This is a genomic window from Salegentibacter haimaensis (assembly GCF_054121495.1).
Genome location: NZ_JBSYGH010000008.1, coordinates 96,688 through 123,618, shown reverse-complemented (window position 1 = coordinate 123,618; position 26,931 = coordinate 96,688). Strand labels below are relative to the sequence as shown.

The window sequence follows — 26,931 nt, the reverse complement described above, 5'->3', positions numbered from 1 at the left end:
CTTATACGCTTTATTTTTAGATGGTAATTCACAATTTCCAAAAACTGATTTTCCTCATAATGCGTTGCGTAAAAAAACTTCATCTTTGGATTGAAACCTGAAACTTAGTTTTTGAAATTCAATCCTGCTAAAAATGAAAGCTAACATCTTTGTAAAAAATCTCAATGAAAATTCTGCAGTAAAGCGTATTTTAGAAAAACTCGCAGAAATAAAGGATCTCACCGAGGTGACCGTAGACAGGGAATTGTCTAGAATTTCCTTTATTTATCACAGCGATGAGGCTGCTATAAGGGTAATTAGAATGCTCGATTTACTGGGCTATCCCGGCACCCTGCCCTATTCGGGAAAATTGAAGAGACAAAATACTTAAACGCTAATTATGCAATTAATGGGAATGATTGGAGGCACTTCGTGGCACTCCACTATTGAATATTACCGATTATTAAACGACCTGGCTTCAGAGAAAATTGGCCCTAAGCAGAATCCGCCTTTGTTGTTATATAGCCTTAACGTGCAGATAATGCGGGATGGGGATCAGGATGCCATTAAAAAGGAATATCTTAGAATTGCTAAGAAACTTGAGAATGCGGGAGCCACTGCCATTATAATTTGCGCCAATACCCCACACCTGGTATATGATTTTGTACAGCCTAAGATAAATATTCCCATTCTTCATATAGCCGATGCCACAGGAAATGAAGCCAAAAGCAAGGCTTATAAGAGTCTTGGGCTTTTGGGAACCAGGCCTACAATGACCCAGACTTTCCTTAAAAACCGGTTAGAGGAAAAATTTGAGGTGGAGGTTTTAATTCCTCAGGGCGAGGATCTGGAAGAAACCCATAATTATATTTCCCAGGAACTCACCCAGGGAAAATTTACTGAACAAGCCCGAAATTTTTACAGGGAACAAATCGAAAAATTAAAATCCAGGGGTGCCGATGCCATCATCCTGGGATGTACCGAGCTGCCTATGCTTTTGAAGCAGGAAGACAGCCCATTACCTCTTTTAGATACCACGCGTTTACACGCTCAAATGGCCGTGGATTTTATTCTGGAATAATTAGTTTATTCTTCTCCCATTCCAAAAAAATCGGGAGAATCTATATTGCTACAACCGGCCCTGAAATGATAGGGATCCAGGGAACCCGGCCCATCAAATAAAGAACGTACATCATCATCGCTTATCACCCCGGCTCTTATAAGTTCGGTTTCAGAATTTCCGAAGCCGGGAAGCAAGGTTATTTCAACATAATATTGATCTGAGCCCGGCCCGTCGGGTAATTGTAAACAAAGCGTGGTGGCACCTTCAGTAGAAATACCATTTTCAAAATCATCTTCTATCCAAATGGCATTTTCGAGCCCGGGGTAAAGCACACTGCCCTTTGGGCTGTCGGGATTTCCGCTGTATCTCCAAATATCCACGGCAAAATATGCAGAATAATGCCGGCCATTTTCATCACAATAATTTCCGAAGATGCAAAACTGAAGTAATTCAAGTCCATATATATCGAAGAATATATAACCATACCGGTTTACAATTCTATCGTCATAACAAATTACATCTAAAGGCACATAGGGCTTGGTATGTGCGGCTAAATTTATACTCAAGGGCAGCGGATTATCTACCAGGTTCGCCAGGTTTCCGGGGGTATCGCCCATTCTGGGAGCCAACCATACAATTTCTTCATCGGCATTTAATACCGTGGCATACTCCAATTGGTAATTCCCGGGCGGAAGTTGCAAAGCCGGGGATTCCTGTGTAAAATATACGGGTTGGCCATTTCCATTGCCGTTGGGGTCACTAAAAGGTGTTTGATGAATGGGAATTCGAACCGGGGCATCCATATCGCCAAGCATCATATTGCCATCGCGAGAAAGTACAATATCAAGAAAGGCCGGGATGGCACTTACACAGGTTTGCATAAACTCCTGTTGTTCTTCAAAGTTATTATCCTGCTGTGGATTATCGTTATTCTGGGTTTGCTGGTTAGGGGCCATAAATTGCAGCTCTGTAAGCATCGGGCCAAATTGGAGGCTTACAAGCTCTTCGGCTATCACCGGCTCTTCCATGATCTCAGCTTCAGTTGAACAGGAATTGATCAAAAATAAGGACAGCGAAAGAATGGCTAAAAAATATAATTTTTTCATATCACTGAATTGGTTAGTTAGAAAGCTTGGCCAAAACCGGTAAGTAAGTGGAAGATCGGGGGTGATCTGAAAATCTAAGACTTAAAATTAGGAGAAATCTCAGGAAAGAAATATGGGGGATTTCCTGTAAGAATAGCTAAAATAGCCGCTAATAAAAATTCCCGGAACCTTTTTTATCAAAAACAGGCCCGGGATACAAAAACAGAAATCAAATTTTTAGTATAAAACCCTGAAGCGAATAGTACCCTTAAGTTTTTTAAGATCGCTGATTACCGCCTTATCGTAGGCCTTATCGATATCGGTGATCACGTATCCAATGGTTTCATTGGTTTTTAGATATTGTCCTACAATATTAATATCGTGATTTGCCAAAATTCTGTTGATCTCGGCTATCACGCCGGGCATATTCTGGTGAATATGAATTAGACGATGCGCATTTTTTAGTACCGGTAACTGCAGGTTCGGGAAATTAACCGAGTTGGTTGTGCTTCCGGTATTGATGTATTCAATAATTTTCCCCGGAACGAAATTTCCAATATTTTCCTGGGCCTCCAGGGTGCTACCGCCAATATGTGGCGTGAGAATAACATTGGGCAGACCTCTTAATTCAGACTGAAATTCTTCATTATTGGTTTTTGGTTCTGTTGGAAATACATCTATTCCCGCTCCAATCACCCTGCCCGATTCGATATTTGCTTTTAAGGCAGGAATATCGACCACATGACCCCTGCTTAAATTGAGGAAAATAACCCCTTCTTTCATCATTTCAAACTCCTTCTCCCCAATAAGATCCTGATTTTCCTTACGGCCATCAACGTGCAGACTTATTATATCTACCTTTTGAAGCAGTTCCTGCAAAGAGCCGCATTTGGTAACATTTCCCAGCGGTAACTTTTCTTCTATATCATAATAATAAACATCAAAGCCAATAGCTTCAGCAGCTACCGAAAGCTGGGCGCCGATATTTCCGTAGCCAATGATTCCCAGTTTTTTTCCGCGGGTTTCGAAGCTGTTATTGGCCGATTTTTCCCATTTCCCCTGGTGCATCAGGCGAATTTTATCGGGTAAATTCCGCATTAAAAGAATAATCTCCCCAATGGCCAATTCTACCACCGAACGGGTATTGCTGTAAGGCGCATTAAATACGGCTACACCTTTTTTAAGACATTCTTCCAGGTCGATTTGATTTGTGCCTATACAAAAAGCCCCTACCCCAATAAGCCGGTTGGCATTTTCCAAAACTTTTTTGGTAATATGGGTTTTTGAACGAATCCCGATAATCGAAACATCTTTAATGCGTTCGCAAAGCTCCTCCTCGTCCATCGCTCCGGGATGAGTGCTTACATTATAGCCTTCTTCTTTCATTATGGCTACGGCATCGGGGTGCACGTTTTCTAAAAGAAGTACGTTGATTCGGTTTTTGGGATAAGAAATCGCTTTGTTCATATTATGTACAAATAAAAATTCATCAAGACTGGGAGTGATATGATCGGCTTTTGCCAGTACTTTCTCGCGTTCCACGTTTTCGGTAAAGGCATAAAACTTATTGGCCAGGCCTGAGGCCCTAATCTCATAATCATTATAGCCATCTCCAATCACATACACATCGCCTTTTAAATTAAGTTTTTTTAAAAGTTCAACCTTTCCATTGCTTGAAGATAGTACATTATCACGATCAAAACCTATGATGTGCCCTTCTTCATTATATTCAAAGGTATTGGCGTAAACGTTTTGTTCTTTCACGCCATATTCCTCTACAATGGGAACTATAAATTCCTTGAATCCGTTAGAGACGATATAAATATGCTCGTGATACTCGGTGAAAAATTCGCGGTTTCGCACAAAAGAGGAAGAAACCCTCTCCTTTAAATTTTCTATGAGCGGCTCCAGGTGTTTTTTATGCGCTTTTAAAAGCTCCAGGCGTCTTTCAAGAGAAACTCTAAAAGAGATTTCTCCTTTCATTCCTAAATCGGTTAGTTCTTCTACCTCTTTGAGGTTTTTCTCTTTTTCTTCATCGCGTTCAAGAGAAATTTCCCCAAGAACGTCGAGGGCTTCTACCTGGGTAAAAGTACTGTCGAAATCTATTACAAAATGCCGTTTAGTTTCCATTGTTGGTTTGCAAATTTCAAAGGCTAAAGCTAAGGTTTTTATATATTCCTGAGACTTCAATCTTCGCCAAAAAATGCCTGTTATACACTGGTTTTTAACATTAATATATATTTCTCAATTGTCGGGTAAATGAACACTTCAATTTTAATGAAAGCTTAAAAAAGAGCTTAAAAATTAAAAAATCCACTTTTTTAAAATTCAATTTTTCCATAAAAAAACCTGTCTCTGAAAACTCAAAGACAGGTTTTTTTAAATTTTAAAAAATTTACTCTACAATAAATTTCCCTTTCATTAGAGAATAATGCCCGGGAAAGCTGCAAATAAAATCATATTCACCGGCCTCTGGAGCTTCAAATTCTACGGTGGTGGTCTGGCCGCCTCCAATCATCTCGGTATGCGCGATAACGGCATCGGTGCCTTGCGGGATATAATCATTGTCTTTGGCGTTAACAGCGGCATTTCCGAATTCATTAATAGAAGTCCCCTGCTTAAGCAACACCCAGTTATGACCCATTACGTTTACATCCATCTGTCCCGTATGTTTAAGAGTAAGTCTCACCTTTTGCCCGGCTTTTACTTTTAACTGGGTTTTGTTGAAACGCATTTGATCGTTCCCTTCAATGCTGAGTTCTACTACATCATCATCTTCAGAAAATTTTGAATCGGAAGTAGACTTTTCAGTAGCTCGGGTTTCTTTTTTAGAATCTCCAATGGTGTAATCATCATCGGCCTCTTTTTCCTTTTTTTCACCGCAGGCTACCAATAATAAAGTAGCAAATACTAAACTTAAGTTTCTTAAAAATTTCATTGTTAGTTAAATTAATTGAATGTTTATTCCTTTATAAGTGTACCAAAGATAACCGATTTTAAACTCAATTGTAAACCCGGTCGGGCCTTTTTTAAGCTGAAATTCAAAAATCGATGAATTCTGAAGGCGTGAAATTTGATCTCGATTTATGTAAAACTTCGTATCTTCAGGCAGCAGAAAAAACTTTAAAAATGAAGACAAAATTACTCAAAAATCTGGGGGCTTTGGCGTTCACCACCATCCTGGCCAGCCCTTTAACAGCACAAAATTCTCAACAAGACATGCAGAATATTCTCTTAGCCGAATGGACCGGGCCCTATGCCGGGGTGCCTGCATTCGATAAAATGGAAGTCTCTTTGGTAAAACCTGCCCTAGAAAAAGCGATGGCAATGCATTTGCAGGAAATAGAAGAAATCGCAAATAATTCTCAACCCGCTACCTTCGAAAATACCATAGTGCCTATGGAGAAATCGGGCAAAGACCTAAGAAGGGCTTTTACCTACTACGGAATTTTCAGCAGCAATATTTCTTCTCCTGAATTTAGGGAGGTTCAGCGCAAGTTATCGCCAAAAATTTCAGAATACAGCTCCAAAATTTCCCAAAATGAGAAGTTGTTTCAACGCATCAAAACAGTATGGGAAAACTCTCAAAAAAATGAACTGGGAGCCCAGGAACAGCGGGTAATCGACCTTATTTACGAAGAATTCGCTATGGAAGGGGCCAACCTCGATGAGAAGGCCAAAAAGCGCTACGCCGAAATCAATAAGGAACTTTCTGAACTCTATACCAAATTCTCCAACAATGTCCTGGCCGATGAAGAGAATTATGTGGTTTATCTAAACGAAGATCAACTGGGCGGTCTACCGGAATCTTACGTGAAATCGGCCGCCAGTACCGCTGAAGAGTTGGGCCAGCCGGGTAAATATGCGGTAACCAACACCCGCTCTTCGATGGACCCGTTTTTGACCTATAGCGATGAGCGGGAATTGAGAGAAAAGGTTTGGACCAATTATTACTCCCGAGGTGATAATCGTGATGAGTTTGACAATAACGACATCATCGCCAAAATCCTAAAGCTAAGACACGAGCGCGTACAATTAATGGGTTACGACAATTATGCTCAATGGCGCCTTCAGAACAGGATGGCCAAAAACCCCGAAAACGCGATGGAACTTATGGAAGCCGTTTGGCCTGCTGCCCTGGCAAGGGTTAAAGAAGAAGTCGCCGATATGCAGGCGGTTGCCGATAGCGAAGGTGCTAACATTAGCATCGAGCCCTGGGATTACCGCTATTACGCAGAAAAAGTGAGAAAAGAAAAATACGACCTGGATAGCGAAGAAGTAAAACAATACCTGGAGTTAGGCAATCTTACCCAGGCCTTATTCTATACTGCAGGCGAAATTTTTAATTTTGAATTCAGCCCCGTAGAAGAAGGCAGCGTGCCGGTATTTCACCCCGATGTAAAAGTTTGGGAAGTAACCGATAAAGACTCTGGTGATTTAGTTGGACTATGGTATTTAGATCCATACGCCCGGCAGGGTAAACGCTCTGGCGCCTGGGCCACCACCTACCGCAGCTATTCAGAACTGGAAGGAGCGCTGCCGGTGCTTTCTTCAAACAATTCAAATTTTATGAAGCCTGCCCCGGGTGAAGCTGTACTGGTTTCCTGGGATGATGCCACCACATTTTTCCACGAATTTGGTCACGCGCTTCATTTTTTAGCAGCCGATGTTAAATATCCTACCCTTAATGGCGGCGTGAGAGACTACACCGAATTCCAATCTCAGCTTTTAGAGAGATGGCTTTCTACCGATGAGGTGATTAACCGCTACCTTAGACATCACGAGACCGATGAGGTGATTCCGCAGGAATTGGTTGAAAAAATCAAAAAAGCTTCTACCTTCAACCAGGGCTTCGCCACTACCGAATTTTTAGCCTCTGCCCTAATGGATATGAAATATCACACCACCGATCCCGAAGGGATAAACCCAAGAGAATTTGAAAAGCAAACCCTGGAAGAATTGGGAATGCCTAAGGAGATTGTGATGCGTCACCGCAGTCCGCATTTTGGGCACGTGTTTTCCGGGGAGGGTTATGCCACCGGATACTACGGATATTTATGGGCCGATGTGCTTACCTCTGATGCTGCTGAAGCTTTTGCTGAAGCCCCCGACGGATTTTACGACCGCAATGTAGCCGAGAAACTCGTGAAGTATTTATTTGCTCCCAGAAATGCGATGGACCCGGCTGAGGCCTATCGACTTTTCCGCGGAAGAGATGCTACCATAGATGCCTTGATGAGAGACCGTGGTTTCCCGGTTCCCGAAGAATAAACCTGAATTCAAATCATAAAAAAAGCCATCCCGAAGTTGCCGGGATGGCTTTTTAATTTATGGAGAAATACCTTAGAACATCTCTCTTCCGGCGAAATGAAATGCTCCTTCAATAGCAGCATTTTCATCGCTATCACTTCCGTGAACTGCATTTTCACCAACAGATGCGGCAAATTTCTTTCTAATAGTTCCTTCAGCAGCATCTGCAGGATTAGTGGCTCCAATTAAGCTTCTAAAATCTTCAACTGCATTGTCTTTTTCAAGAATCGCGGCTACGATAGGCCCACGGGTCATAAACTCAACCAATTCTCCAAAAAACGGACGCTCCTCATGCACTGCATAGAAATTCTCGGCATCGGCCTGGGTCATTTGAGTCATTTTCATCGCTACAATTCTAAATCCTGAAGCGGTAATCTGGTCTAGTATAGCACCAATATGCCCGTTCTCAACTGCATCGGGCTTTAACATGGTGAAAGTTCTTTTTCCTGCCATTGTATGGGTTTTTAATTTTGCTGCAAAAATAGATAATTCCCTTCCAAAACCAAGTTGATTAAAGCTTTATGTTGACCTTCTAAAACTTTAGCCTGTAGAATTGCTGTAAACGATTTTCTTCTCCACGCATTTCGAGCAAGATTTCCTGTTTTTCAAAATTGAATTTTACCAGGCCAAAACTAAGCTCACTAATCACCTCTCCTTTTCTGAATTGATTGGGTTCCCCGCTAAAAGAGGAGTATACATGCGTTAATCCGCTGGAGGTGAAATCTACCAGCGGGTACTCAAAACCTTCAATTTTGGTTTGAGAAAATTCTGAGATATGCCGGTCGCCGCTTAAAAGCAACAGATTTTTGGGTTGGGTTTGCGACAAAAGTTCTTTTAGCCGCTGTACATCTTTCGGAAAATTCACCCAGCTTTCAAAGCCGTGTTCATAGGCCAAAACCTGGATACTGCTCAAAATTATATGAAAATCGGCATCGGAGTTTTCCAATTCGGTTCGTAGCCATCGCCATTGCTCTTCGCCCAAAATAGTTCCGGTTTCGTTGATTTGATAGCGTTTCCCGGGGCTGTCGCTTTTTAAAAGTTCAGACCTGAAATATCTTGTATCCAGTAACAGTAACTTTATGCTTCCACCAGGGGTTTCGATAAGTCTGGAGTGATACACCCCGGCACGTTCCCGTCTCGGGTCGTTATCTGCAACTTTTAAAAAATCCAGCAGCAACTGCTGACTTTCGTCTTTAAATTCCCAGTCGGCTCCTCCATCGTTAACCCCATAATCGTGGTCGTCCCACACCCCGGTAACCGGTATTTGCTGCAACAATTTTTGATAGCCTGCATTTTGAAGCTGCTGCTCGTAGCCCTGCCATAGCTCCTGCATATCTTCGGTATCGGCATAAATATTATCGCCTCCCCATAAAAATATATCGGGATTATTTTGCAGAATAGTTTCCCAGAGAGGTTGCGGCAATTCCTGCCTGTTACAACTCCCAAATGCCAGGATGAAATCGCTTTGAAATGCAGGAGATTGTTTATCGGAAGCAGGAACTACCGGGCTATTGGAGCTGCTTCCGCAGGAATTAAACAGAAAAAACAGCAGCCAAATTCGAAATAATATTTTCATTTTTTGTTGATTTGTGAAGCCGCTAAAATATAGATTCGGAAATTATTCCGGGAATTAATAAATTGTATCTTTACCCCTTAACTATGATTGAACAAAGCATTTTAGAGATCACTGCCGAACTTTCCCGGGCCAGGAATATAGTGATCGTACCGCATAAAGGCCCCGATGGCGACGCAATGGGTGCATCTCTTGGACTTTATCATTTTCTTAGTGACAAAGGGCATAGCGTACAGGTAATTTCGCCTAATGATTTTCCGAAATTTTTAAAGTGGTTGCCGGGAGCCGAAAAGGTAAAGCTCTACGAGCAGGAACCCGAATCCTGTAATAAATTGCTCGAGGATGCCGATATGGTTTTCACTCTCGATTTTAATGCGCTTTCCCGAAGCGGTGAAATGCAGCAGGCGCTTATAGATACCGAAGCGGTTTTTGTGATGATAGATCATCACCAGGAACCAACCGATTATGCCAACCATACCTACAGCGATGCCAATATGAGTTCTACCTGTGAAATGACCTATCATTTCATAGATAAACTGCGAGGTTTAAAGAAAATCACCCCCGAAATTGCAACCTGTCTTTATACCGGGATTATGACCGATACCGGTAGCTTCAGGTTTAAAGCCACCAGCAGCACTACCCATCGGGTGGTGGCCGATCTTATTGAAAAGGGCGCCAAACATTGGGAAATTCACAATAATGTTTTCGATACAAATTCTGAAGAGCGAATGCAGCTTTTAGGAACGGCTCTTCAGAATCTAAAGGTAAACAGGCAGCTTAAAACGGCTTATATCGCGCTTTCACAGGAAGAATTAGACCGTCACAACTTTAAGAAAGGCGATACCGAAGGATTTGTAAACTACGGTCTTGCCCTGGAAGGAATTATCTTTGCAGTTATCTTTATAGAAAACCAGCAGGAAGGAATTATAAAAATTTCCTTTAGATCTAAGGGAGATTTTGATGTCAACAAGTTTGCCCGAACTCATTTTGACGGGGGTGGGCATCTCAATGCTGCCGGCGGAAGAAGTGAAGATTCCCTACAGGATACTGTGGTGCGCTTCAACCGCATCTTACCTCAATATGCCGAAGAATTATCCAAATGAAAAGATTAGCTTTTTTACTGATTGGTCTTGCGCTGGTTTCCTGTAAATCGCCTGAAGCCAGATATCCTGTTTCACAGAATTCAGGTTCTTATATCAATGAATCTATCGAAAGAAATAAGGAGCTGGTAGAAAGAGAAGAAGCCATAATAAAGGAAATTATCGAAAAAGATTCTTCTAACGAATACTTCGAATCACAGGATGGTTTCTGGTATTACTACAATAAAAAAAGTACAGATTCTTCTAATACCGAAACCCCCGAATTTGGGGATTTGGTGACTTTTGATCACAGCCTCTCTGCCTTAAATGGGGAGGTAATTTATGCTGAAGGTGAAAAACCTACCCGGGAGTATGCCATAGATCAGGAAGAATTATTTAGTGGTCTGCGCCAGGGCTTAAAACTTATGAAAGAGGGAGAAACCCTTACCTTTCTTTTCCCTTCCTATAAGGCCTATGGCTATTATGGCGATAAAAATAAAATAGGGACCAATGTTCCTTTAAAGGCAAAGGTTACTTTGCATAATATTGAAGAAAATCCAAACTCAGAAACCAGAAATTAGAATGAAAACACCAAAATTTTTACTCATCCTTGCAGTGGCATTAAGTCTTGTTGCCTGTAACGAAGAATATCCCGAGCTTGAAGATGGGCTTTACGCCGAATTTGAAACCAATCGTGGGCCTTTTGTGGCACAGCTGTATTTTGAACAAACTCCTATTACCGTAGCAAGTTTTGTTTCTCTGGCCGAAGGAAATAATCCTATGGTAGACAGCACTTACAAAGACAAAAAATTCTACGAAGGATTGAAATTTCACCGGGTGATTGAAGGCTTTATGATTCAGGGGGGTGATCCTACCGGTACCGGTTCTGGTGGACCAGGATACCGTTTTCCTGATGAGGTGGTAGACAGTCTTTCTCACGATGCTAAAGGAGTGCTTTCTATGGCTAATGCAGGTCCCGGCACCAATGGTAGCCAGTTTTTTATAACCCTGGCTCCTACTCCACATTTGGATGGTCGCCACAGTGTCTTCGGAAAAATTGTTAAAGGACAGGATGTGGTAGACTCTATTGGAAGTACCGAAACTGGCCCTAGAGATCAACCGGTTAAAGACATTGTAATTGAAGAGCTTAACATCATCCGAAAAGGAAAAGCCGCGAAAAATTTTGATGCTCCTAAGGTTTTTAAATCTGAATTAGACGCTCAACAGGCTGAAAAAGAAGAAACCGAAAGACGTATTAGAGAAGCAGCTGAGGAAACTGCAGCCAGATTTGAAGCTCTCGAAGGAGATGCCGAAACTCTGGAAAGCGGTCTGAAAATTTATTTTGAAGAAAACAACGACTCCCCAAAACCGGCCGATGGTGAAATGGTACAGGTTCATTACGAAGGTTACTTTGCCGACGGGAGCATATTTGACACAAGCAAGGAAGACCTTGCCACCGAATTGGGAATTTTTAATCCGCAAAGAAAAGCTCAGAATGGTTATGGTCCTATGGAAATTCCTTACGGCCCAGATGCCCCGATGATCCCTGGATTTAAAGAAGGAATCCAGCAAATGAGCCCGGGCGATAAAGCGATTTTATTCATACCAAGTCATCTTGCTTACGGAGAGCGCGGTGCCGGAGGTGTAATTCCACCAAACGCCGATCTTGTATTTGTGGTTGAATTGGTAGAAGACCAGGAATAATCACACAGTAAACTATAAATAAAAAATGGCTGGTCCAAACGGGCAGCCATTTTTTATTTCATTCAAATTCCGTTAATTTTTCTTCGGAATATTTTGAAGTACTTCCAGTAAAAACTTCCAGTATTTTTTGGCTGAAGAAATACTGGCTCTCTCATCGGGCGAGTGTGCCCCCCGAATGGTAGGACCAAACGAGATCATATCCATCCCGGGATAATGATTCCCGATAATTCCGCATTCCAAACCGGCGTGACAGGCGGCAATATGGGCCTGTTCCTTATTTTGTTTTTGATAAATCTCATCTAAAACCTTTAGAATTTCAGATTCAGAATTAGGAGCCCAGCCGGGATATTCTCCTGAAAGTTTCACTTTAAAATCGGCCAGTTCAAATCCTGCACGAAGGCTGTTGGCCAAATCGGTTTTAGACGATTCAACCGATGAACGGGTGAGGCATTTAATTTTGATACTCCCGTCTTTAACCTCTACACTGGCTACATTATTTGAAGTTTCTACCAGGCCATCGATTTCGGGGCTCATTCGGTAAACGCCATTATGCGCCGTAGCCAGGGCTTTTACAAAACTTTGTTGATCTTCAACTTTCATAACCTTAGCCGGAGTTTCAGCCTCAGCTATAGTGATTTCAAGCCTGGGTTCCAGTTTTTCAAATTCAGCCTTAATTTCCCTTATCAAATTAAGGTTTTCATTCAGAAATACATCGGGGTTTTCACGATCCAGAACACCTAAAGCCCGTGCTTCCCGGGGAATGGCATTTCTAAGGCCACCACCCTGCACTTCGCTAATTCTAAATCCGTAATCTTTATAAGCATCATAAAGCAGCCTGCCCATTAATTTATTGGCATTGGCCAGGCCTTTGATAATATCCATTCCCGAGTGACCTCCCTGCAAACCTTTGACTACGATTTCATAAGCCACCGAATTATCGGGGGTATCTTCCTGAGTGTAATCTTTTATAGCGGTTAGATCTACCCCACCGGCACAGCCAATTCCTATTTCATCATCCTCTTCGGTATCGAGATTTAATAATATCTCTCCTTTTAAAAATCCCGGTTTTAAGCCTTTGGCTCCGGTCATCCCGGTTTCTTCATCTACCGTAAAAAGAGCTTCAATGGCGGGATGGGTGATTTCGTCACTTTCCAGAATCGCCATCATCGTGGCAACGCCCAGGCCATTATCGGCTCCCAGCGTAGTGCCTTTAGCTCTTACCCAGTCTCCATCTACAAACATTTGGATTCCCTGGGTTTCAAAATCGAAGTTGGTGTCGTTATTTTTTTGATGAACCATATCCAGGTGAGCCTGCAGCACTATAGGCTTTCTATCTTCCATTCCCGGGCTGGCCGGTTTGCGAATCAACACATTTCCGGTTTCATCAACCTCGGTTTCCAGCTGCAAATCATTTCCGAATTTTTTAATAAACTCAATTACCCTTTCCTCCTTTTTTGAGGGTCGGGGTACTTCGTTGAGCTTCACAAAATTTCCCCATAATTCACGGGGTTCAAGTTCACTTATTTCCTGGTTCATTGCTTATAAAATTTGGTATATTCACAAAGGTATTGGTAATTGGGCAGCAATTAAAATCTATGCTATTTTTAAAAATTTTTTAACCAAAAAACCTGTAAATTCCGCCGCAGCTGCAGAATTTGATAAAAAATGAAAAGGAAAGCAACATTTATCCTGGCTTTATTACTTCCGGTTCAAATTATACTTATTGGGGTTTTGGCGGGCTATCCGCATTTTGTTGAAAGCTGGTACAGCAACAATCTCTACCCTATTATCTCAAAAATAATGCGTTACAGCCTGGGGATTTTTCCCTTCTCGGTAGGAGACCTGCTGTATGCCTTCCTGGTAGTTTCTATTATACTATGGCTTTATAGACGCATCAAAACCAAATTTCGACAACCTGTGCTTTGGGTGACAGACGCCCTGGCCAGTCTCTCGGTGATTTATTTTTGCTTTCATTTATTCTGGGGGTTTAACTATTACCGCCTACCCCTTCACGAGTCGCTGGAAATTGAAAATGATTATACCACTGAAGAACTGGTGAGCCTAAGTCGGCGATTAATCATAAAATCGAATGAATTACACCAGGAATTAAGCGACAATGATACGCTTAAGGTAGACATTCCGCATTCTAAAAATGAGCTGTTTGTAAAGACCATCGAAGGTTACTCCCATTTAAAGCAAATTTACCCTGAGCTACAATATGAGGGCGAAGCTTTAAAACGCTCCCTGTATTCTCTACCTTTAAGTTATATGGGATTTAACGGATATTTGAACCCACTAACCAACGAGGCCCAGGTGAATACACTTATAGTGCCCTATAAAATCCCTACCACAGCCAGCCACGAAATCGGGCATCAGCTGGGGTTTGCCAAAGAAAATGAAGCGAATTTTATCGCCTGCCTGGCAACGATGAATCATCCCGACGCCTATTTTCAATATTCGGGATTTACCTTCGCGCTGCGTTATTGTTTGAATGAGGTATACCGCCGCGACCCCGAATTATTCGAAGAATTAAAAGCCGAGGTACGCCCCGGCATTCTCGCCAATTATAAGGAAGTTGAAGATTTCTGGTTGGTTCATAAAAATCCCCTGGAACCATTGTTTCAAATGTTTTATAACCGCTTTCTCATCGTAAACAATCAGGCAGATGGTATGCGCAGCTATAGCTACGTGGTAGCGCTTTTGGTAAATTATTTTCAGGAGGAAGAAAAGCTTTTCTAACAGCCCTGTAAATCTTTAAAATTTTCTTAATTTACGGGCTTTTTCAATTAAATTCTTATTTAACCCAAGTCTTCTATGAAATTAAAACTGCTGTTTTGTTTAGTATTTCTGGCTGGCCTTTCACTACAGGCCCAGGAATATTTTCCAAAAAACGATGGTGTAAAAACCAAAAAAACCAATTACACCGTATTTAAAAATGCCAGAATTCACACCGAGCCTGGTTCGGTAATTGAAAACGGAATGTTTGCCGTGAAAGATGGAAAAATCACCGCTATTGGAAAATCTATAAAAGAGCCTGCCAACGCAGTGAGTATAGATCTTAAGGGCAAAAACGTGTATCCTTCCTTTATTGATCTCTACAGCGATTTTGGTATTGAAAAACCTAAACGTGCCGAGGGCGGGAACGGCCAGCCTCAATACGATGCCTCTCGCGAAGGCTATTACTGGAACGATCACATTCGCCCCGAGACCCGGGCTGTAAAGCATTTTAGCTACGATAAAGCTGCAGCCGAAAAACTCCAAAAAGCTGGTTTTGGTGTGGTAAACACCCATATGGCCGACGGGATCATTCGCGGTACCGGTTTACTGGTTAGCCTTAATCCTGAAGGTACCGAAGGCGACCGAATTCTAAACGAGCGCTCGGCCCAGTATTTTTCGTTCGATAACAGCATACAGTCGCGACAGTCTTACCCTACTTCTATAATGGGAGCTATGGCTTTAATTCGCCAGGTTTACCTGGATGCCGGGTGGTATGCCACAGGGCAGGCAAAAAATAAGGATCTCGCCCTTGAAGCTTTTAATGAGAACAAAAACCTGCTTCAAATCTTTGCTACCGATAATTTATTGGAAGAATTTCGTGCCGATAAAATTGGTGATGAATTTGGAGTACAATACGTAATTCTTGGTAGCGGAAATGAATTTGAGAGAATTCAGGATATAAAAGCTACCAATGCAAGCTTTATAATCCCTCTTAATTTCCCCGATGCTTACGATGTGGAAGATCCTTATATGGAAAACCACGTGAGCCTGGCCGATATGAAGCGCTGGAGCCAGGCGCCGGCAAACCTGAAATTGCTTGCCGAAAACAAGGTGCCTTTCAGCATCACTACCCACGGGAGCGATTTGGATAAAAATTTCAGAAATAATTTACTGAAAGCTATAGAATATGGCTTATCTAAAGAAGATGCCTTAGCTGCTTTAACCACCGTGCCTGCCAAAATCATTGGTCAGGAGAATAATCTTGGGGTTTTAAAGCAAGGAGCCTGGGCGAACTTTATCATCACCTCGGGCGATTTCTTCGATAAGGAAAGCCGCGTTTATGAAAATTGGGTTCAGGGTGAACGCGCTGTGATTGCAGATATGAATCAAATTGACCTAAGCGGTGATTATGAGCTAAGTCTTGACGGAAAGACCTACGAACTAAAGATCACCGGGGAAACTGCCAATCCAAAGGCAGAGGTTAAACTGGGTGAAACCAAAATTGGTTCGAAATTGAGCTATTCAGAAAACTGGATGAATTTGTTGCTCTCTTCCCCCGATACTACCAAGACCGAGTTTATTCGACTGAATTCCCGCATTGCCGGCAGCAGTGATGAATTTTCCGGAAAGGCGATTCTTCCCGGCGGAAAAACCAGCAATTTCAAGGCGGTGAAAAAACCGACTGAAACTTCCGAAGAAAAGAAAAAAGAAGAAGAGTCGAAAAGCAAAGACATTACGAAAATCACTTTCCCCAATGTTGCCTATGGTTTTGAAAAACTACCCGAAGCTGAAACTGTACTTTTCAAAAATGCCACGGTTTGGACCAACGAAGAAGCCGGGATTATGGAAGAAACCGATGTCCTGGTTCGAAACGGGAAAATTGCCGGGATTGGCAAAAATCTTCGTGCCGGCAACGCTAAAGTTATAGATGCGACCGGGAAACACCTAACCTCTGGAATCGTAGACGAACATTCGCATATCGCGGCATCGGCTATTAACGAAGCCGGTCATAATTCTACCGCCGAGGTAAATATGGAAGATGTGGTAGACCCAACCGATATCAACATCTATCGAAACCTGGCCGGTGGGGTAACCACGGTTCAGTTGCTGCACGGTTCCGCCAATCCTATTGGAGGACGCTCGGCGATTTTAAGATTGAAATGGGGAAAATCGGCCGATGAAATGCTTTTTGAAGACTCTCCAAAATTCATCAAATTCGCCCTGGGTGAAAATGTAAAACAATCGAACTGGGGAAGTCGTTCCCGTTTTCCGCAAAGTAGAATGGGTGTGGAACAGGTTTTCACCGACTACTTTAGCCGTGCGCGCGCTTATGAAAAGGAGAAAGCCAACAACAAAAACTTCAGAAAAGATCTTGAAATGGAAACCATTTTAGAGATTTTGAATAAAGAGCGATTTGTAACGGCCCACTCCTACGTTCAAAGCGAGATCAATATGCTAATGAAAGTGGCTGAAGCCTTCGATTTCAACATCAACACTTTCACCCATATCCTGGAAGGCTATAAACTGGCCGACAAAATGAAAGAACACGGGGTGGGAGCCTCGACATTTTCAGACTGGTGGGGCTATAAATATGAGGTGAATGATGCCATTCCTTTTAACGCTCCAATTATGCATAGCCAGGGACTGGTGGTAGCCATTAATAGCGACGATGCCGAAATGAGCAGAAGACTTAATCAGGAAGCTGCTAAAAGTGTAAAATATGGTGGAGTGAGCGAGGAAGATGCCTGGAAGTTTGTAACCTTAAATCCCGCAAAACTTTTACACATAGACGACAGAGTAGGTAGTATTAAAGAAGGCAAAGAGGCCGATCTTGTGCTATGGACCGATCATCCACTTTCTGTCTATGCCATCCCTGAAAAAACCATGATTCAGGGTGTGGTGTACTTCGATAAAGAAAGAGACGAACAACTGCGCGAGCAAATCGAAGCTGAACGCAGCGAACTGGTTACCCAAATGCTGAAGGCGAAAAATAACGGGGTTAAGACCCAAACGCCGGTGAAGAAAGAAGAGCAGCATATTCATTGTGACACCATGGGAGAAATCCGCTAAAATTTTAAATGATGAAAATTAAATATATATACCTTTTATTGATTAGTCTTTGCGTGGGAAATCTAAGTGCCCAGCAAACCCCTGCCCCACCACAAAGTGAGGCGGTAACCATTGTGGGTGCTACAGCTCATCTTGGGAACGGCGAAGTGATCGAAAATAGTTTGATCATTTTTGAAGATGGAAAAATCACCCAGGTACTCGAAGCAACTTCTAAAATAGAATATCGCGGCCGGGTGATCGAAGCCCAGGGAAAACACGTGTATCCCGGGTTTATAGCTCCTAATTCTACTTTAGGACTGGTTGAAGTAGATGCCGTTAGAGCCAGTGATGATGAAGAGGAACTTGGAGACTTGCTGCCGCACGTTCGCAGTCTTATCGCCTATAATGCTGAAAGTCGTTTGGTTGAAAGTATGCGTCCCAACGGGGTGTTAATAGCACAGGTAGTTCCCCAGGGCGGGATAATCTCCGGCACCTCATCTATCGTTCAATTAGACGCCTGGAACTGGGAAGATGCTGTTATTAAAGAAGACGACGGCCTGCATATTAACTGGCCCCGAAGTTTTACCAGAGGTCGTTGGTGGGCTGGTGAAGACCCGGGTACCAAACCGAGTAAAGAGTACCGGGATAATATCAATAAACTCACTAACTTTTTTGCACAATCCAGGGCATACCTGGCCGGCGATCGCAATTACAGACACCTACCCTACCAGGCAATGCAGGGAGTTTTTGAGGGGACCAAAAAAGTTTTTGTTCACGTAAATTCTGAAAAAGAGATCCTTGATGTTATTGAATTTAAAAAAGAGCAGGAACTTGAAGGCCTTGTAATTGTTGGAGGTTATGAAGCCAATAAGCTTGTACCCCAGTTAAAAGAAAACAATATTGCTGTTTTGGTACAGCGTCCACATTCCACTCCCAATAACGACTGGGATAATTATGATTTCCCCTACGCTCTGGCCAGTGAACTATACAAAAGCGGACTCCTGGTTGCCATAGAAGGTAGCGGAAGAATGGAACGAATGAATACCCGAAATTTACCTTTTTATGCAGGAACGGCAGTTGCTTATGGCCTGAGCAAGGAAGAAGCTTTGCAGCTTATCACCCTAAACACCGCAAAAATCCTGGGAATCGATGAGACTGTAGGCAGCCTTGAAAAAGATAAGGTAGCCACGCTTTTTATAAGCAGTGGTGACGCTCTGGATATGCGCGGAAATATAATCGAGAAAGCTTTTATTCAGGGGCGCGAGATAAGTTTGGAAAGTCACCAAAGTGAACTCTATAAGCGTTATATGGAAAAATATGAACGTCAAAGCAAATAATTAGATTTTCATTTAAAAGACAGGCTCCCGAAAATTCGGGAGCTTTTTATTTGCTATAATATGAAAGTGCTTATTTTTACGCTATGTACAGGTATATTAGCAGCGCTCAGAATAAGGCCGTGAAACGCATTCTATTGCTTCAGGAGAAATCCAGGCAGCGTAAAAAAGAAGGAATGTTTGTGGTAGAGGGAATCAGGGAGACCTCACTGGCTTTAAATGCAGGTTATGAAGCCCGGGAAGTATATTTTTGCCCGGCTTTGTTTGACGAAAAAAAACTTCAGGAATTATTACCTAAAAATTTTACTGAAATTACTGAAATCTCTGCTGAAGTTTATGAAAAACTGGCCTATCGAGGAAGCACAGAAGGGCTCATCAGCATTTTTAGCACTCGAAACCTAAGTCTTGACGATTTAAAATTCAGGAATACAAACCCACTGATTTTGGTCGCTGAAGCCCCCGAAAAACCCGGAAATATCGGCGCTTTACTGCGAACTGCCGATGCTGCCAATATAGATGCGGTGTTAATCGCAAATCCCAAAACCGATCTCTACAATCCCAACATTATAAGATCGAGCGTGGGCTGTATTTTTACACGACAGCTGGCAACCGGTACAACTTCTGAAATTATCGACTTTTTAAAACGACAAAATATCAAAATTTTCGCAGCGGCCTTACAGGCCAGTGAAGCTTATCATTTACAGGATTTCAAACAAGCTACAGCCCTGGTGGTTGGCACTGAAGCTACGGGCCTTAGCAAAGAATGGCTCGAAAATTCAGATCAGAATATCATCATTCCAATGTCTGGTGAGATCGATTCGATGAATGTTTCGGTGGCAGCTGGAATTTTGATTTTTGAGGCCAAACGTCAACGCGGATTTTAATTACTAATACTCAAATACTTTTTTCATTTGACTTCAGAAACCCTTTTTTATATCATCCTGGCCGTAATTGTATTGGATTTTATATTCGATAAAATCCTGGCTGCGCTCAATGCTTCAAAATTTGATGACCCGCTTCCGCAGGAAATTGAGGACGTTTACGATGAAACTGCCTATAAAAAATCACAGGCCTACAAAAAAGCATTGTACAGGTTTGGGCTGGTGAGTTCGGGATTTTCGGTTTTGCTTACTTTGGCTTTTATCATCTTTGGCGGATTCCCCTGGGTAGACGGGATTGTCAGGAGTATTTCAGATAACCCCATAATTATCGCCCTTATTTTCTTCGGAATTATTATGCTGGGTAGCGATATTCTAAGCACCCCGTTTTCTTATTACAGCACCTTTGTGATTGAAGAAAAATTTGGTTTCAATAAAACCACCAAAAAAACCTTTTTACTCGATAAATTAAAGGGATGGCTAATGATGATCGTGCTTGGCGGTGGCGTTTTGGCACTCATCGTATGGTTCTATCAGATTGCCGGGGAGAATTTTTGGTGGTATGCCTGGATTCTGGTTGCCGTATTCAGCATTTTTCTGAATATGTTTTATGCGCGTTTAATCGTGCCGTTATTCAATAAACAAACCCCATTAGAGGAAGGAAGCCTAAGGGAAAAAATTGAAGCTTATGCCCAAAAAGAAGGCTTTAATTTGGAAAATATCTTTGTAATCGATGGTTCTAAGAGAAGTACCAAAGCCAATGCCTATTTTTCAGGCTTCGGAAAGGAGAAAAGAATCACCCTGTACGACACGCTCATCAATGATCTGGAAGAAGAAGAAATTGTCGCGGTATTAGCCCACGAGGTAGGACATTACAAAAAGAAACATATTCTGGTAAATCTCACTGCGTCTATCTTAACTACAGGTTTTACCTTATGGTTGCTTTCGCTTTTTGTGGGTAACCCTACACTTTCTGCAGCGCTTGGCGTCGATCAGCCCGCATTTCATATAGGTTTGGTCGCCTTCGGAATTTTATACAGCCCGATTTCAGAAATAACCGGGATAGTGATGAATTTCATAAGCCGAAAATTTGAATATCAGGCCGATGATTTTGCAAAAACCACCTATGCGGCAAATCCGCTTATTTCAGGATTGAAAAAATTATCCAGAAACTCGTTGAGCAACCTTACCCCGCACCCGGCCTATGTTTTTGTGCATTATTCGCACCCGCCATTACTGCAACGATATAGAAATCTAAGCAAACCTGCTTAGTTGTTTCTTAGCAATCTTAATTGTACTTTTAAGCTATGACTGAAGCTGCTATAGAAAAAGAAAACAAACAAATTGCCCGGCAATATAAAGAGCTGTTGCGTATAAGCTATCAAAGCCTTACCGAGGAGGATAAGAAAATGATAAGAAAGGCTTTTGACACTGCGGTAGAGGCTCATAAGGATCAACGCCGTAAGTCGGGCGAAGCTTACATTTTTCATCCCATCGCGGTGGCCAAAATTGTGGCTTCAGAAATTGGCCTTGATGCCACCTCGATAACTGCGGCACTCCTGCACGATGTGGTAGAAGATACCCGGTATAGTCTCGAAGACATTGAAAAGATGTTTGGAACCACCGTGATGAAAATCGTAGACGGGCTCACAAAAATTTCAAGTTTAAAAAAAGACAAGGATGTTTCCCTGCAAGCTGAAAACTTCAGGAAAATGCTGCTTACTCTTAATGATGATATTCGGGTAATAATCATCAAGATCGCCGACCGTTTGCACAATATGCAAACGATGGATGCTATGCGGCGGGACAAGCAGGAAAAAATCGCTTCAGAAACGCTTTATATTTACGCTCCTCTTGCTCATAGAATAGGGCTTTACAATATAAAAACCGAGTTAGAAGACCTGGGTTTAAAGTATACCGAGCCCGAAGTTTACCAGGAGATTTTTACTAAAATCAGGGAAAGCAAGGAAGAGCAGGATGCCTACATCAAAGAATTTTCTAAAGTGATTGAAGATTCTCTGATAAAAGAGGATTTTAAATACGAGATTAAGGGAAGGCCAAAATCCATCTATTCTATCAATCGAAAGATGCAGGCTCAAAATGTGAGTTTTGATGAGGTCTACGATAAGTTTGCCATTAGGATAATCTACAAAAGTGATCCTGAAAACGAGAAATTTCTGGCCTGGAAGATTTATTCTATTGTTACCGATCACTTCAGGCCTAACCCAACCCGGCTAAGAGATTGGATTTCTTCTCCCAAATCAACCGGCTACGAAGCTTTGCATATTACGGTGATGGGTCCAAAAGGCCGATGGGTAGAAGTGCAAATTCGAAGTGAACGTATGAATGAGATCGCAGAAAAAGGATATGCGGCCCATTATAAATATAAGCACGGCAAAAAAGACGAAGAAAAGGGTATTGATGAATGGTTGAACAAACTTCAGGAGGCCCTGGAAAACCCCGATGTGAATGCTGTAGATTTCGTGGAACAGTTCAAGTTAAATCTATACGCCAAAGAAATTTTTGTTTTTACGCCACAGGGAGATTTAAAATCTTTACCCAAAGGATCAACCCCACTCGATTTTGCATTTAATATACATACCGAAATCGGCTTAAAAACCCGGGGAGCAAGAGTTAACAACAAACTGGTTCCTCTAAGCACAGAATTAAAGAGTGGCGACCAGGTAGAAATCATCACTTCAGAAAATACCAAACCCAACATCAACTGGCTGGATTATGCCAACACTGCCAGGGCCAGGGCGAAGATAAAATCGGCTTTAAAAGAAGAAAAGAAAGAAATCGCCGAGGAAGGAAAAGCCATACTTACCCGGAAGCTAAGGGCGCAAAAGATTCCGTTTAATGAAAAAACGGTGAATGAGCTGGTAATGCATTTTAACCTAAAAACCAGCCTGGATCTTTTCTACCGGGTGGGAATAGGAAAAATCGACAATCAAAAATTAAAGGAATTCGCCAATTCCCGTAGCAACGCGCTGGTGAGCTACATAAAGCGGAAAATCAAAAAACCGGCTATAGCCGAAGACCTTAATAAAGATGAAATCACTTCAAAATTCGATCAACTCGTATTTGGTCGTGACGAAGATGAAACCCTGGAATATAAACTGGCTAATTGCTGCAATCCTATTCCGGGTGACCAGGTATTTGGATTTGTAACGGTAAATGAAGGAATAAAAGTTCACAAAAAGAACTGCCCTAATGCTTTGCAACTGCAAAGCAATTATGCCTATAGAATTATTCCTGCCAAATGGATTGATTCCTCACAGCAGGATTTCAAGGCGGTAATCAAACTCACAGGGATAGATAATCTTGGATTGGTAAGCGAAATCACCAGGGAGATTTCCAGCAATTTAAATGTGAATATGCAGAAGATTAATTTTGAAAGTGTAGACGGAATCTTTAACGGGCGTATTACTTTGGTGGTGAAAAACAATTCGATACTAAGCACCATTATAAACAGGCTTAAAAAAATTAACGGCATCGATAAGGTAAGCCGTGAATAAACCAATACCTTTGCATAGCTTAAATCACTATGAGTAAAAAAGTTGTAAATAAAAACGACCAGGCGGTCGTAAAGAACGTATTCACGAAATTTCTTGAAGAAAAGGGGCATCGTAAAACCCCCGAGCGCTTTGCTATCTTACAGGAAATCTATAATAACGATGATCATTTTGATATAGAGTCGCTCTATATCACCATGAAAAATAAAAATTACAGGGTAAGCCGGGCCACGCTATATAATACTATAGAGTTGCTTCTGGACTGTGGCCTGGTGAGAAAACATCAATTTGGTCAAAACCAGGCTCAGTATGAGAAATCTTATTTTGACCGCAATCACGATCACATTATCCTAACCGATACCGGTGAAGTAATTGAATTTTGTGATCCCCGTATTCAATCTATAAAGCAAACCATAGAAGAGGTTTTTGATATTGAGATTCAAAAACATTCTTTATACTTTTACGGCAACAAAAAAACAACCACTTAAGCATTTATTTTCATGGCGGTAGATTTACTACTTGGTCTCCAGTGGGGTGACGAAGGCAAAGGAAAAATTGTCGATGTTCTAACCTCAAAATACGATATTATAGCAAGGTTTCAGGGTGGCCCCAATGCCGGGCATACTTTGGAATTCGACGGGCAAAAGCACGTTTTGCACACCATCCCTTCAGGAATTTTTCACGACAATACTGTAAATCTCGTAGGTAACGGGGTGGTGATAGATCCTGTGATTTTTAAACGGGAATTAGACAACCTGGAGAAACACGGAATCGATTACAGATCAAAACTCCTAATTTCCAGAAAAGCTCATTTAATTCTACCCACCCATAGACTGCTTGATGCTGCTTCTGAAGCTTCCAAAGGCAAGGCAAAAATCGGCTCGACCCTTAAGGGAATTGGGCCTACCTATATGGACAAAACCGGCCGAAACGGAATTCGTGTGGGAGACCTGGAACTTGAAAACTGGAAAGAAAAATATCGCGCTTTGGCCGATAAGCACGAGAAGATGATCGAGTTTTACAATGTAGATGTACAATACGACCTGGCCGAACTGGAAAAGGAATTCTGCGATGCGGTTGAAACTTTAAAAAGTTTAAAATTCATTGATAGTGAAGCCTATCTTTTTGGCGCCATGCAGCAGGGAAAAACTATTCTTGCTGAAGGGGCGCAGGGTTCATTATTAGATATTGATTTTGGAACCTATCCTTTTGTAACCTCATCCAACACTACCGCTGCCGGGGCCTGTACGGGTCTTGGTGTGGCTCCCAATAAAATTGGGGATGCCTACGGAATTTTTAAAGCTTACACCACCAGAGTAGGAAGCGGCCCCTTCCCTACCGAACTTTTCGACGAGGACGGGGAAACTATGGGTCGTGTAGGTAATGAATTTGGTGCCACCACAGGCCGTGCAAGACGCTGTGGTTGGTTAGACCTGGTGGCGCTGAAATATGCCGTACAAATTAACGGGATCACCAAACTTATTATGATGAAAGGTGATGTGCTAAGCGGATTCAAAACCTTGAAAGTTTGTACTGCTTACAATTACCGCGGAGAAGAAATCACCCATTTGCCTTATAATATCGAGGCAGAAAATGTGACTCCTGTCTATACCGAGCTAAATGGCTGGGCCGCCGATCTTACGGGGCTTACCGAAGCTTCTCAGCTTCCGAAAGAGTTTAATGAGTATGTAGATTTTCTTGAAAAGGAAATTGGAGTGCCGATTACGGTGGTTTCAGTAGGACCCGATAGAAAACAAACCATAAACCGATAAGGTAATATTTAATGAAAATTAAAGCCGGTTTTTTAAAATTCCGGCTTTTTTGATGAAAGCGGTAGCATTTAATTTTTAGTTACTTTTGAAAAAATCTTCAGCTTGAAAACTTTTTCCAAACTTCTGTTGCTCTTCGCACTTTTTTCCTTCGGAAATATTTTGGCTCAACAAGCCAGGAAAATAGATTATTCCAGCGACAGGCAACTTAAAAATGAAACCCGGTATCCCGGCGCGATTATTTTAAGCAAGGTTGAAAACCAGGTGTATTTTAATCACGAAGGAATTGAAGTTTGGTGTGATAACGCGGTTTTTTATAATGAGGACAATTTCTTTAAAGCTTACGGGGCCGTTCGAATGCAACAGGGCGATACCGTTAGTATGAACAGCAATTATGCTGAATATAACGGGGATACCCAATTTGCTTTTGCCAGCGGAAATGTCGTAATGCGCAGGCCGCAAACCACCCTGGAAACCGATACCTTGTTTTTTGACCGCAATAAGCAACAGGCCTATTATCGCAGCGGCGGAAAGGTTATCGACACCGGCGGGGTAATTACCAGCAATATTGGCAGGTATTTTATGGAAGCCGATAAATATTCTTTTGTTTCGAATGTGGTGGTAACCAACCCGCAATACACCATAAATTCTGAACAGCTCGATTTTTATGGAGAAACCGGCCACGCCTATCTTTACGGGCCTTCTACCATTGAGAGTGAAACCAGCACAGTTTACTGCGAAAGGGGCTTTTACGACACCCGAAACGATAATGGATATTTTGTAAAAAATTCCCGTATAGATTATGACAACCGTACCGTAGAAGGCGACAGTCTTTACTTTGACAGGGAAACAAATTTTGCTTCGGCCACCAATAATATAGTGGTTACCGACACCGTAAATAAAAGTGTGGTTACAGGTCATTATGCTGAAGTTTTTCGTGACCGGGATTCGGTTTTTATCACCAAAGGAGCCCTGGCTGCTTCGGTTCAGGATAAAGATTCTATGTTTATTCATAGCGACACCATAATGATCACCGGGAAACCTGAGCGACGAATAATCAGGGGTTTTTATGATGTTAGGATGTATAAAAGCGATATGAGCGGGAAAAGTGATTCGGTTCATATCAACCAAGCGACAGGATTAACTCAAATGATCAATCTTACGCAAGGGCCTCAAAGCAGCGTATCACTGCGCCGAAATCCTGTAATATGGTCTGGAAACAGCCAGATGACCGGAGACACGATTCATTTAATCAGTAATCCCAAGACCGAACAACTGGATTCGCTGGTGGTTTTTAATAATGCATTTTTGATTCAGAAAGATTCTATAGACGGGTATAACCAGGTGAAAGGAATGGAGTTGATTGGCTTATTCAGGGAAAATGAGCTCTATCAAACCGATATCAATAAAAATACTGAAACCCTATATTATAGCCGAACCGAAGAAGGTAATTTAATTGGAATCAGCAAAACGCTTTCCAGCAGAATTATGATGTTGTTTTCAAACCAGAATATTGACGAGATTTATTACTATAACAATCCCGACGGCACCCTAACCCCTGAACCCGATTTCCCCGTAAATGCCCGGCAATTAAGCGGCTTTAATTGGCGGGGTGAGGAAAGACTGCTCACCAAAGAAGATCTTTTTAAAGGAAAACCGGCACCGGTGCTCACCCCTATTAAAGGAATTCCCTTACCCGAAGTGGAAGAAGAGTTTTTTGATGAAAGAGAGGATGATGATCCCTTGCTAAATGAAAACTCAAGATTAACTCCAGATGATCTTAAAAACCGGGCTTCAGACTCTACCAGGGTTCAAAGAGACACCCTAGAGCCCATTCTGAAAAAACCTGAAATAGAAGAGTAACATTAATTTTTAT

Annotated in this window: 21 protein-coding genes; 15 read left to right on the top strand and 6 right to left on the bottom strand. The window is 42.0% G+C overall.

The window, feature by feature from the left end; genetic code table 11:
* The first annotated feature begins 133 nt into the window (after window positions 1–133).
* Complete coding sequence (locus ACW6QP_RS09445) at window positions 134–370, top strand: heavy metal transporter (RefSeq protein ID WP_457910625.1); 237 nt, start codon at window positions 134–136, stop codon at window positions 368–370.
* A gap of 9 nt (window positions 371–379) precedes the next feature.
* The gene (locus ACW6QP_RS09440) at window positions 380–1,060 is read left to right on the top strand and encodes an aspartate/glutamate racemase family protein (protein ID WP_457910624.1); all 681 of its coding nucleotides are present in this window, start codon (window positions 380–382) and stop codon (window positions 1,058–1,060) included.
* A 5-nt stretch (window positions 1,061–1,065) separates the two neighbouring features.
* On the opposite strand, the gene ACW6QP_RS09435 is transcribed toward ACW6QP_RS09440, so the two are convergent.
* The 3 genes from ACW6QP_RS09435 to azu all read right to left on the bottom strand — a co-directional run bounded on the left by ACW6QP_RS09435 (window position 1,066) and on the right by azu (window position 5,065).
* On the bottom strand, window positions 1,066–2,148 hold the full coding sequence (locus ACW6QP_RS09435; protein WP_457910623.1) for a hypothetical protein: 1,083 nt from the start codon (window positions 2,146–2,148) through the stop codon (window positions 1,066–1,068).
* 216 nt (window positions 2,149–2,364) lie between these two features.
* A complete protein-coding gene (gene serA, locus ACW6QP_RS09430; protein WP_457910622.1) occupies window positions 2,365–4,257 on the bottom strand; it encodes a phosphoglycerate dehydrogenase in 1,893 nt (630 codons plus the stop codon).
* Between the two features lie 265 nt (window positions 4,258–4,522).
* Entirely contained in the window at window positions 4,523–5,065 is a 543-nt protein-coding gene (azu, locus tag ACW6QP_RS09425) for an azurin (protein WP_457910621.1), read from the bottom strand.
* 191 nt (window positions 5,066–5,256) lie between these two features.
* On the opposite strand from azu, the gene ACW6QP_RS09420 reads away from it, so the two are divergent.
* Entirely contained in the window at window positions 5,257–7,398 is a 2,142-nt protein-coding gene (locus ACW6QP_RS09420) for a M3 family metallopeptidase (RefSeq protein WP_457910620.1), read from the top strand.
* Window positions 7,399–7,470: 72 nt separating this feature from the next.
* On the opposite strand, the gene ACW6QP_RS09415 is transcribed toward ACW6QP_RS09420, so the two are convergent.
* Both ACW6QP_RS09415 and ACW6QP_RS09410 read right to left on the bottom strand, forming a co-directional pair.
* Window positions 7,471–7,890, bottom strand: a complete 420-nt coding sequence (locus ACW6QP_RS09415; RefSeq protein ID WP_457910619.1) for a nucleoside-diphosphate kinase — start codon at window positions 7,888–7,890, stop codon at window positions 7,471–7,473.
* Window positions 7,891–7,969: 79 nt separating this feature from the next.
* A complete protein-coding gene (locus ACW6QP_RS09410; RefSeq protein ID WP_457910618.1) occupies window positions 7,970–9,013 on the bottom strand; it encodes an alkaline phosphatase D family protein in 1,044 nt (347 codons plus the stop codon).
* Window positions 9,014–9,096: 83 nt separating this feature from the next.
* On the opposite strand from ACW6QP_RS09410, the gene ACW6QP_RS09405 reads away from it, so the two are divergent.
* From ACW6QP_RS09405 to ACW6QP_RS09395, 3 genes are read left to right on the top strand one after another with little or no spacing between them, the layout of a single operon-like run.
* Entirely contained in the window at window positions 9,097–10,113 is a 1,017-nt protein-coding gene (locus ACW6QP_RS09405) for a DHH family phosphoesterase (protein ID WP_457910617.1), read from the top strand.
* Complete coding sequence (gene gldI, locus ACW6QP_RS09400; protein WP_457910616.1) at window positions 10,110–10,670, top strand: gliding motility-associated peptidyl-prolyl isomerase GldI; 561 nt, start codon at window positions 10,110–10,112, stop codon at window positions 10,668–10,670. Before ACW6QP_RS09405 ends, gldI begins: the two co-directional genes overlap by 4 nt.
* A gap of 1 nt (window position 10,671) precedes the next feature.
* Entirely contained in the window at window positions 10,672–11,793 is a 1,122-nt protein-coding gene (locus ACW6QP_RS09395) for a peptidylprolyl isomerase (protein ID WP_457910615.1), read from the top strand.
* A gap of 72 nt (window positions 11,794–11,865) precedes the next feature.
* On the opposite strand, the gene ACW6QP_RS09390 is transcribed toward ACW6QP_RS09395, so the two are convergent.
* Entirely contained in the window at window positions 11,866–13,329 is a 1,464-nt protein-coding gene (locus tag ACW6QP_RS09390; protein WP_457910614.1) for an aminoacyl-histidine dipeptidase, read from the bottom strand.
* 129 nt (window positions 13,330–13,458) lie between these two features.
* On the opposite strand from ACW6QP_RS09390, the gene ACW6QP_RS09385 reads away from it, so the two are divergent.
* The 9 genes from ACW6QP_RS09385 (at window position 13,459) to ACW6QP_RS09345 (ending at window position 26,918) form a co-directional block, all read left to right on the top strand.
* Window positions 13,459–14,532, top strand: a complete 1,074-nt coding sequence (locus tag ACW6QP_RS09385; RefSeq protein ID WP_457910613.1) for a DUF3810 domain-containing protein — start codon at window positions 13,459–13,461, stop codon at window positions 14,530–14,532.
* Window positions 14,533–14,607: 75 nt separating this feature from the next.
* Complete coding sequence (locus tag ACW6QP_RS09380; RefSeq protein ID WP_457910612.1) at window positions 14,608–17,580, top strand: amidohydrolase family protein; 2,973 nt, start codon at window positions 14,608–14,610, stop codon at window positions 17,578–17,580.
* A gap of 11 nt (window positions 17,581–17,591) precedes the next feature.
* Window positions 17,592–18,896: an amidohydrolase family protein gene (locus ACW6QP_RS09375; protein WP_457910659.1), complete on the top strand. Its 1,305-nt coding sequence runs from the start codon at window positions 17,592–17,594 to the stop codon at window positions 18,894–18,896.
* Between the two features lie 83 nt (window positions 18,897–18,979).
* Entirely contained in the window at window positions 18,980–19,777 is a 798-nt protein-coding gene (locus ACW6QP_RS09370; RefSeq protein ID WP_457910611.1) for a TrmH family RNA methyltransferase, read from the top strand.
* Window positions 19,778–19,804: 27 nt separating this feature from the next.
* A complete protein-coding gene (locus ACW6QP_RS09365; RefSeq protein WP_457910610.1) occupies window positions 19,805–21,043 on the top strand; it encodes a M48 family metallopeptidase in 1,239 nt (412 codons plus the stop codon).
* A gap of 35 nt (window positions 21,044–21,078) precedes the next feature.
* Complete coding sequence (locus ACW6QP_RS09360) at window positions 21,079–23,289, top strand: RelA/SpoT family protein (protein ID WP_457910609.1); 2,211 nt, start codon at window positions 21,079–21,081, stop codon at window positions 23,287–23,289.
* Window positions 23,290–23,318: 29 nt separating this feature from the next.
* Window positions 23,319–23,774, top strand: a complete 456-nt coding sequence (locus tag ACW6QP_RS09355) for a Fur family transcriptional regulator (RefSeq protein WP_457910608.1) — start codon at window positions 23,319–23,321, stop codon at window positions 23,772–23,774.
* A 12-nt stretch (window positions 23,775–23,786) separates the two neighbouring features.
* Complete coding sequence (locus ACW6QP_RS09350; RefSeq protein ID WP_457910607.1) at window positions 23,787–25,058, top strand: adenylosuccinate synthase; 1,272 nt, start codon at window positions 23,787–23,789, stop codon at window positions 25,056–25,058.
* Window positions 25,059–25,160: 102 nt separating this feature from the next.
* A complete protein-coding gene (locus ACW6QP_RS09345) occupies window positions 25,161–26,918 on the top strand; it encodes an OstA-like protein (RefSeq protein ID WP_457910606.1) in 1,758 nt (585 codons plus the stop codon).
* The last annotated feature ends 13 nt before the right edge of the window (window positions 26,919–26,931 follow it).

Bases quoted from the DNA above. Each gene is read 5' to 3' on its own strand.
- ACW6QP_RS09440 (WP_457910624.1), top strand. From the start codon at position 380: ATGCAATTAATGGGAATGATTGGAGGCACTTCGTGGCACTCCACTATT.
- ACW6QP_RS09390 (WP_457910614.1), bottom strand. From the start codon at position 13,329: ATGAACCAGGAAATAAGTGAACTTGAACCCCGTGAATTATGGGGAAAT.
- ACW6QP_RS09350 (WP_457910607.1), top strand. From the start codon at position 23,787: ATGGCGGTAGATTTACTACTTGGTCTCCAGTGGGGTGACGAAGGCAAA.
- ACW6QP_RS09380 (WP_457910612.1), top strand. From the start codon at position 14,608: ATGAAATTAAAACTGCTGTTTTGTTTAGTATTTCTGGCTGGCCTTTCA.
- ACW6QP_RS09375 (WP_457910659.1), top strand. From the start codon at position 17,592: ATGAAAATTAAATATATATACCTTTTATTGATTAGTCTTTGCGTGGGA.
- ACW6QP_RS09370 (WP_457910611.1), top strand. From the start codon at position 18,980: ATGTACAGGTATATTAGCAGCGCTCAGAATAAGGCCGTGAAACGCATT.
- ACW6QP_RS09395 (WP_457910615.1), top strand. From the start codon at position 10,672: ATGAAAACACCAAAATTTTTACTCATCCTTGCAGTGGCATTAAGTCTT.
- ACW6QP_RS09420 (WP_457910620.1), top strand. From the start codon at position 5,257: ATGAAGACAAAATTACTCAAAAATCTGGGGGCTTTGGCGTTCACCACC.
- ACW6QP_RS09360 (WP_457910609.1), top strand. From the start codon at position 21,079: ATGACTGAAGCTGCTATAGAAAAAGAAAACAAACAAATTGCCCGGCAA.
- azu (WP_457910621.1), bottom strand. From the start codon at position 5,065: ATGAAATTTTTAAGAAACTTAAGTTTAGTATTTGCTACTTTATTATTG.
- ACW6QP_RS09410 (WP_457910618.1), bottom strand. From the start codon at position 9,013: ATGAAAATATTATTTCGAATTTGGCTGCTGTTTTTTCTGTTTAATTCC.
- gldI (WP_457910616.1), top strand. From the start codon at position 10,110: ATGAAAAGATTAGCTTTTTTACTGATTGGTCTTGCGCTGGTTTCCTGT.
- ACW6QP_RS09415 (WP_457910619.1), bottom strand. From the start codon at position 7,890: ATGGCAGGAAAAAGAACTTTCACCATGTTAAAGCCCGATGCAGTTGAG.
- ACW6QP_RS09445 (WP_457910625.1), top strand. From the start codon at position 134: ATGAAAGCTAACATCTTTGTAAAAAATCTCAATGAAAATTCTGCAGTA.
- ACW6QP_RS09385 (WP_457910613.1), top strand. From the start codon at position 13,459: ATGAAAAGGAAAGCAACATTTATCCTGGCTTTATTACTTCCGGTTCAA.
- serA (WP_457910622.1), bottom strand. From the start codon at position 4,257: ATGGAAACTAAACGGCATTTTGTAATAGATTTCGACAGTACTTTTACC.
- ACW6QP_RS09405 (WP_457910617.1), top strand. From the start codon at position 9,097: ATGATTGAACAAAGCATTTTAGAGATCACTGCCGAACTTTCCCGGGCC.
- ACW6QP_RS09355 (WP_457910608.1), top strand. From the start codon at position 23,319: ATGAGTAAAAAAGTTGTAAATAAAAACGACCAGGCGGTCGTAAAGAAC.
- ACW6QP_RS09435 (WP_457910623.1), bottom strand. From the start codon at position 2,148: ATGAAAAAATTATATTTTTTAGCCATTCTTTCGCTGTCCTTATTTTTG.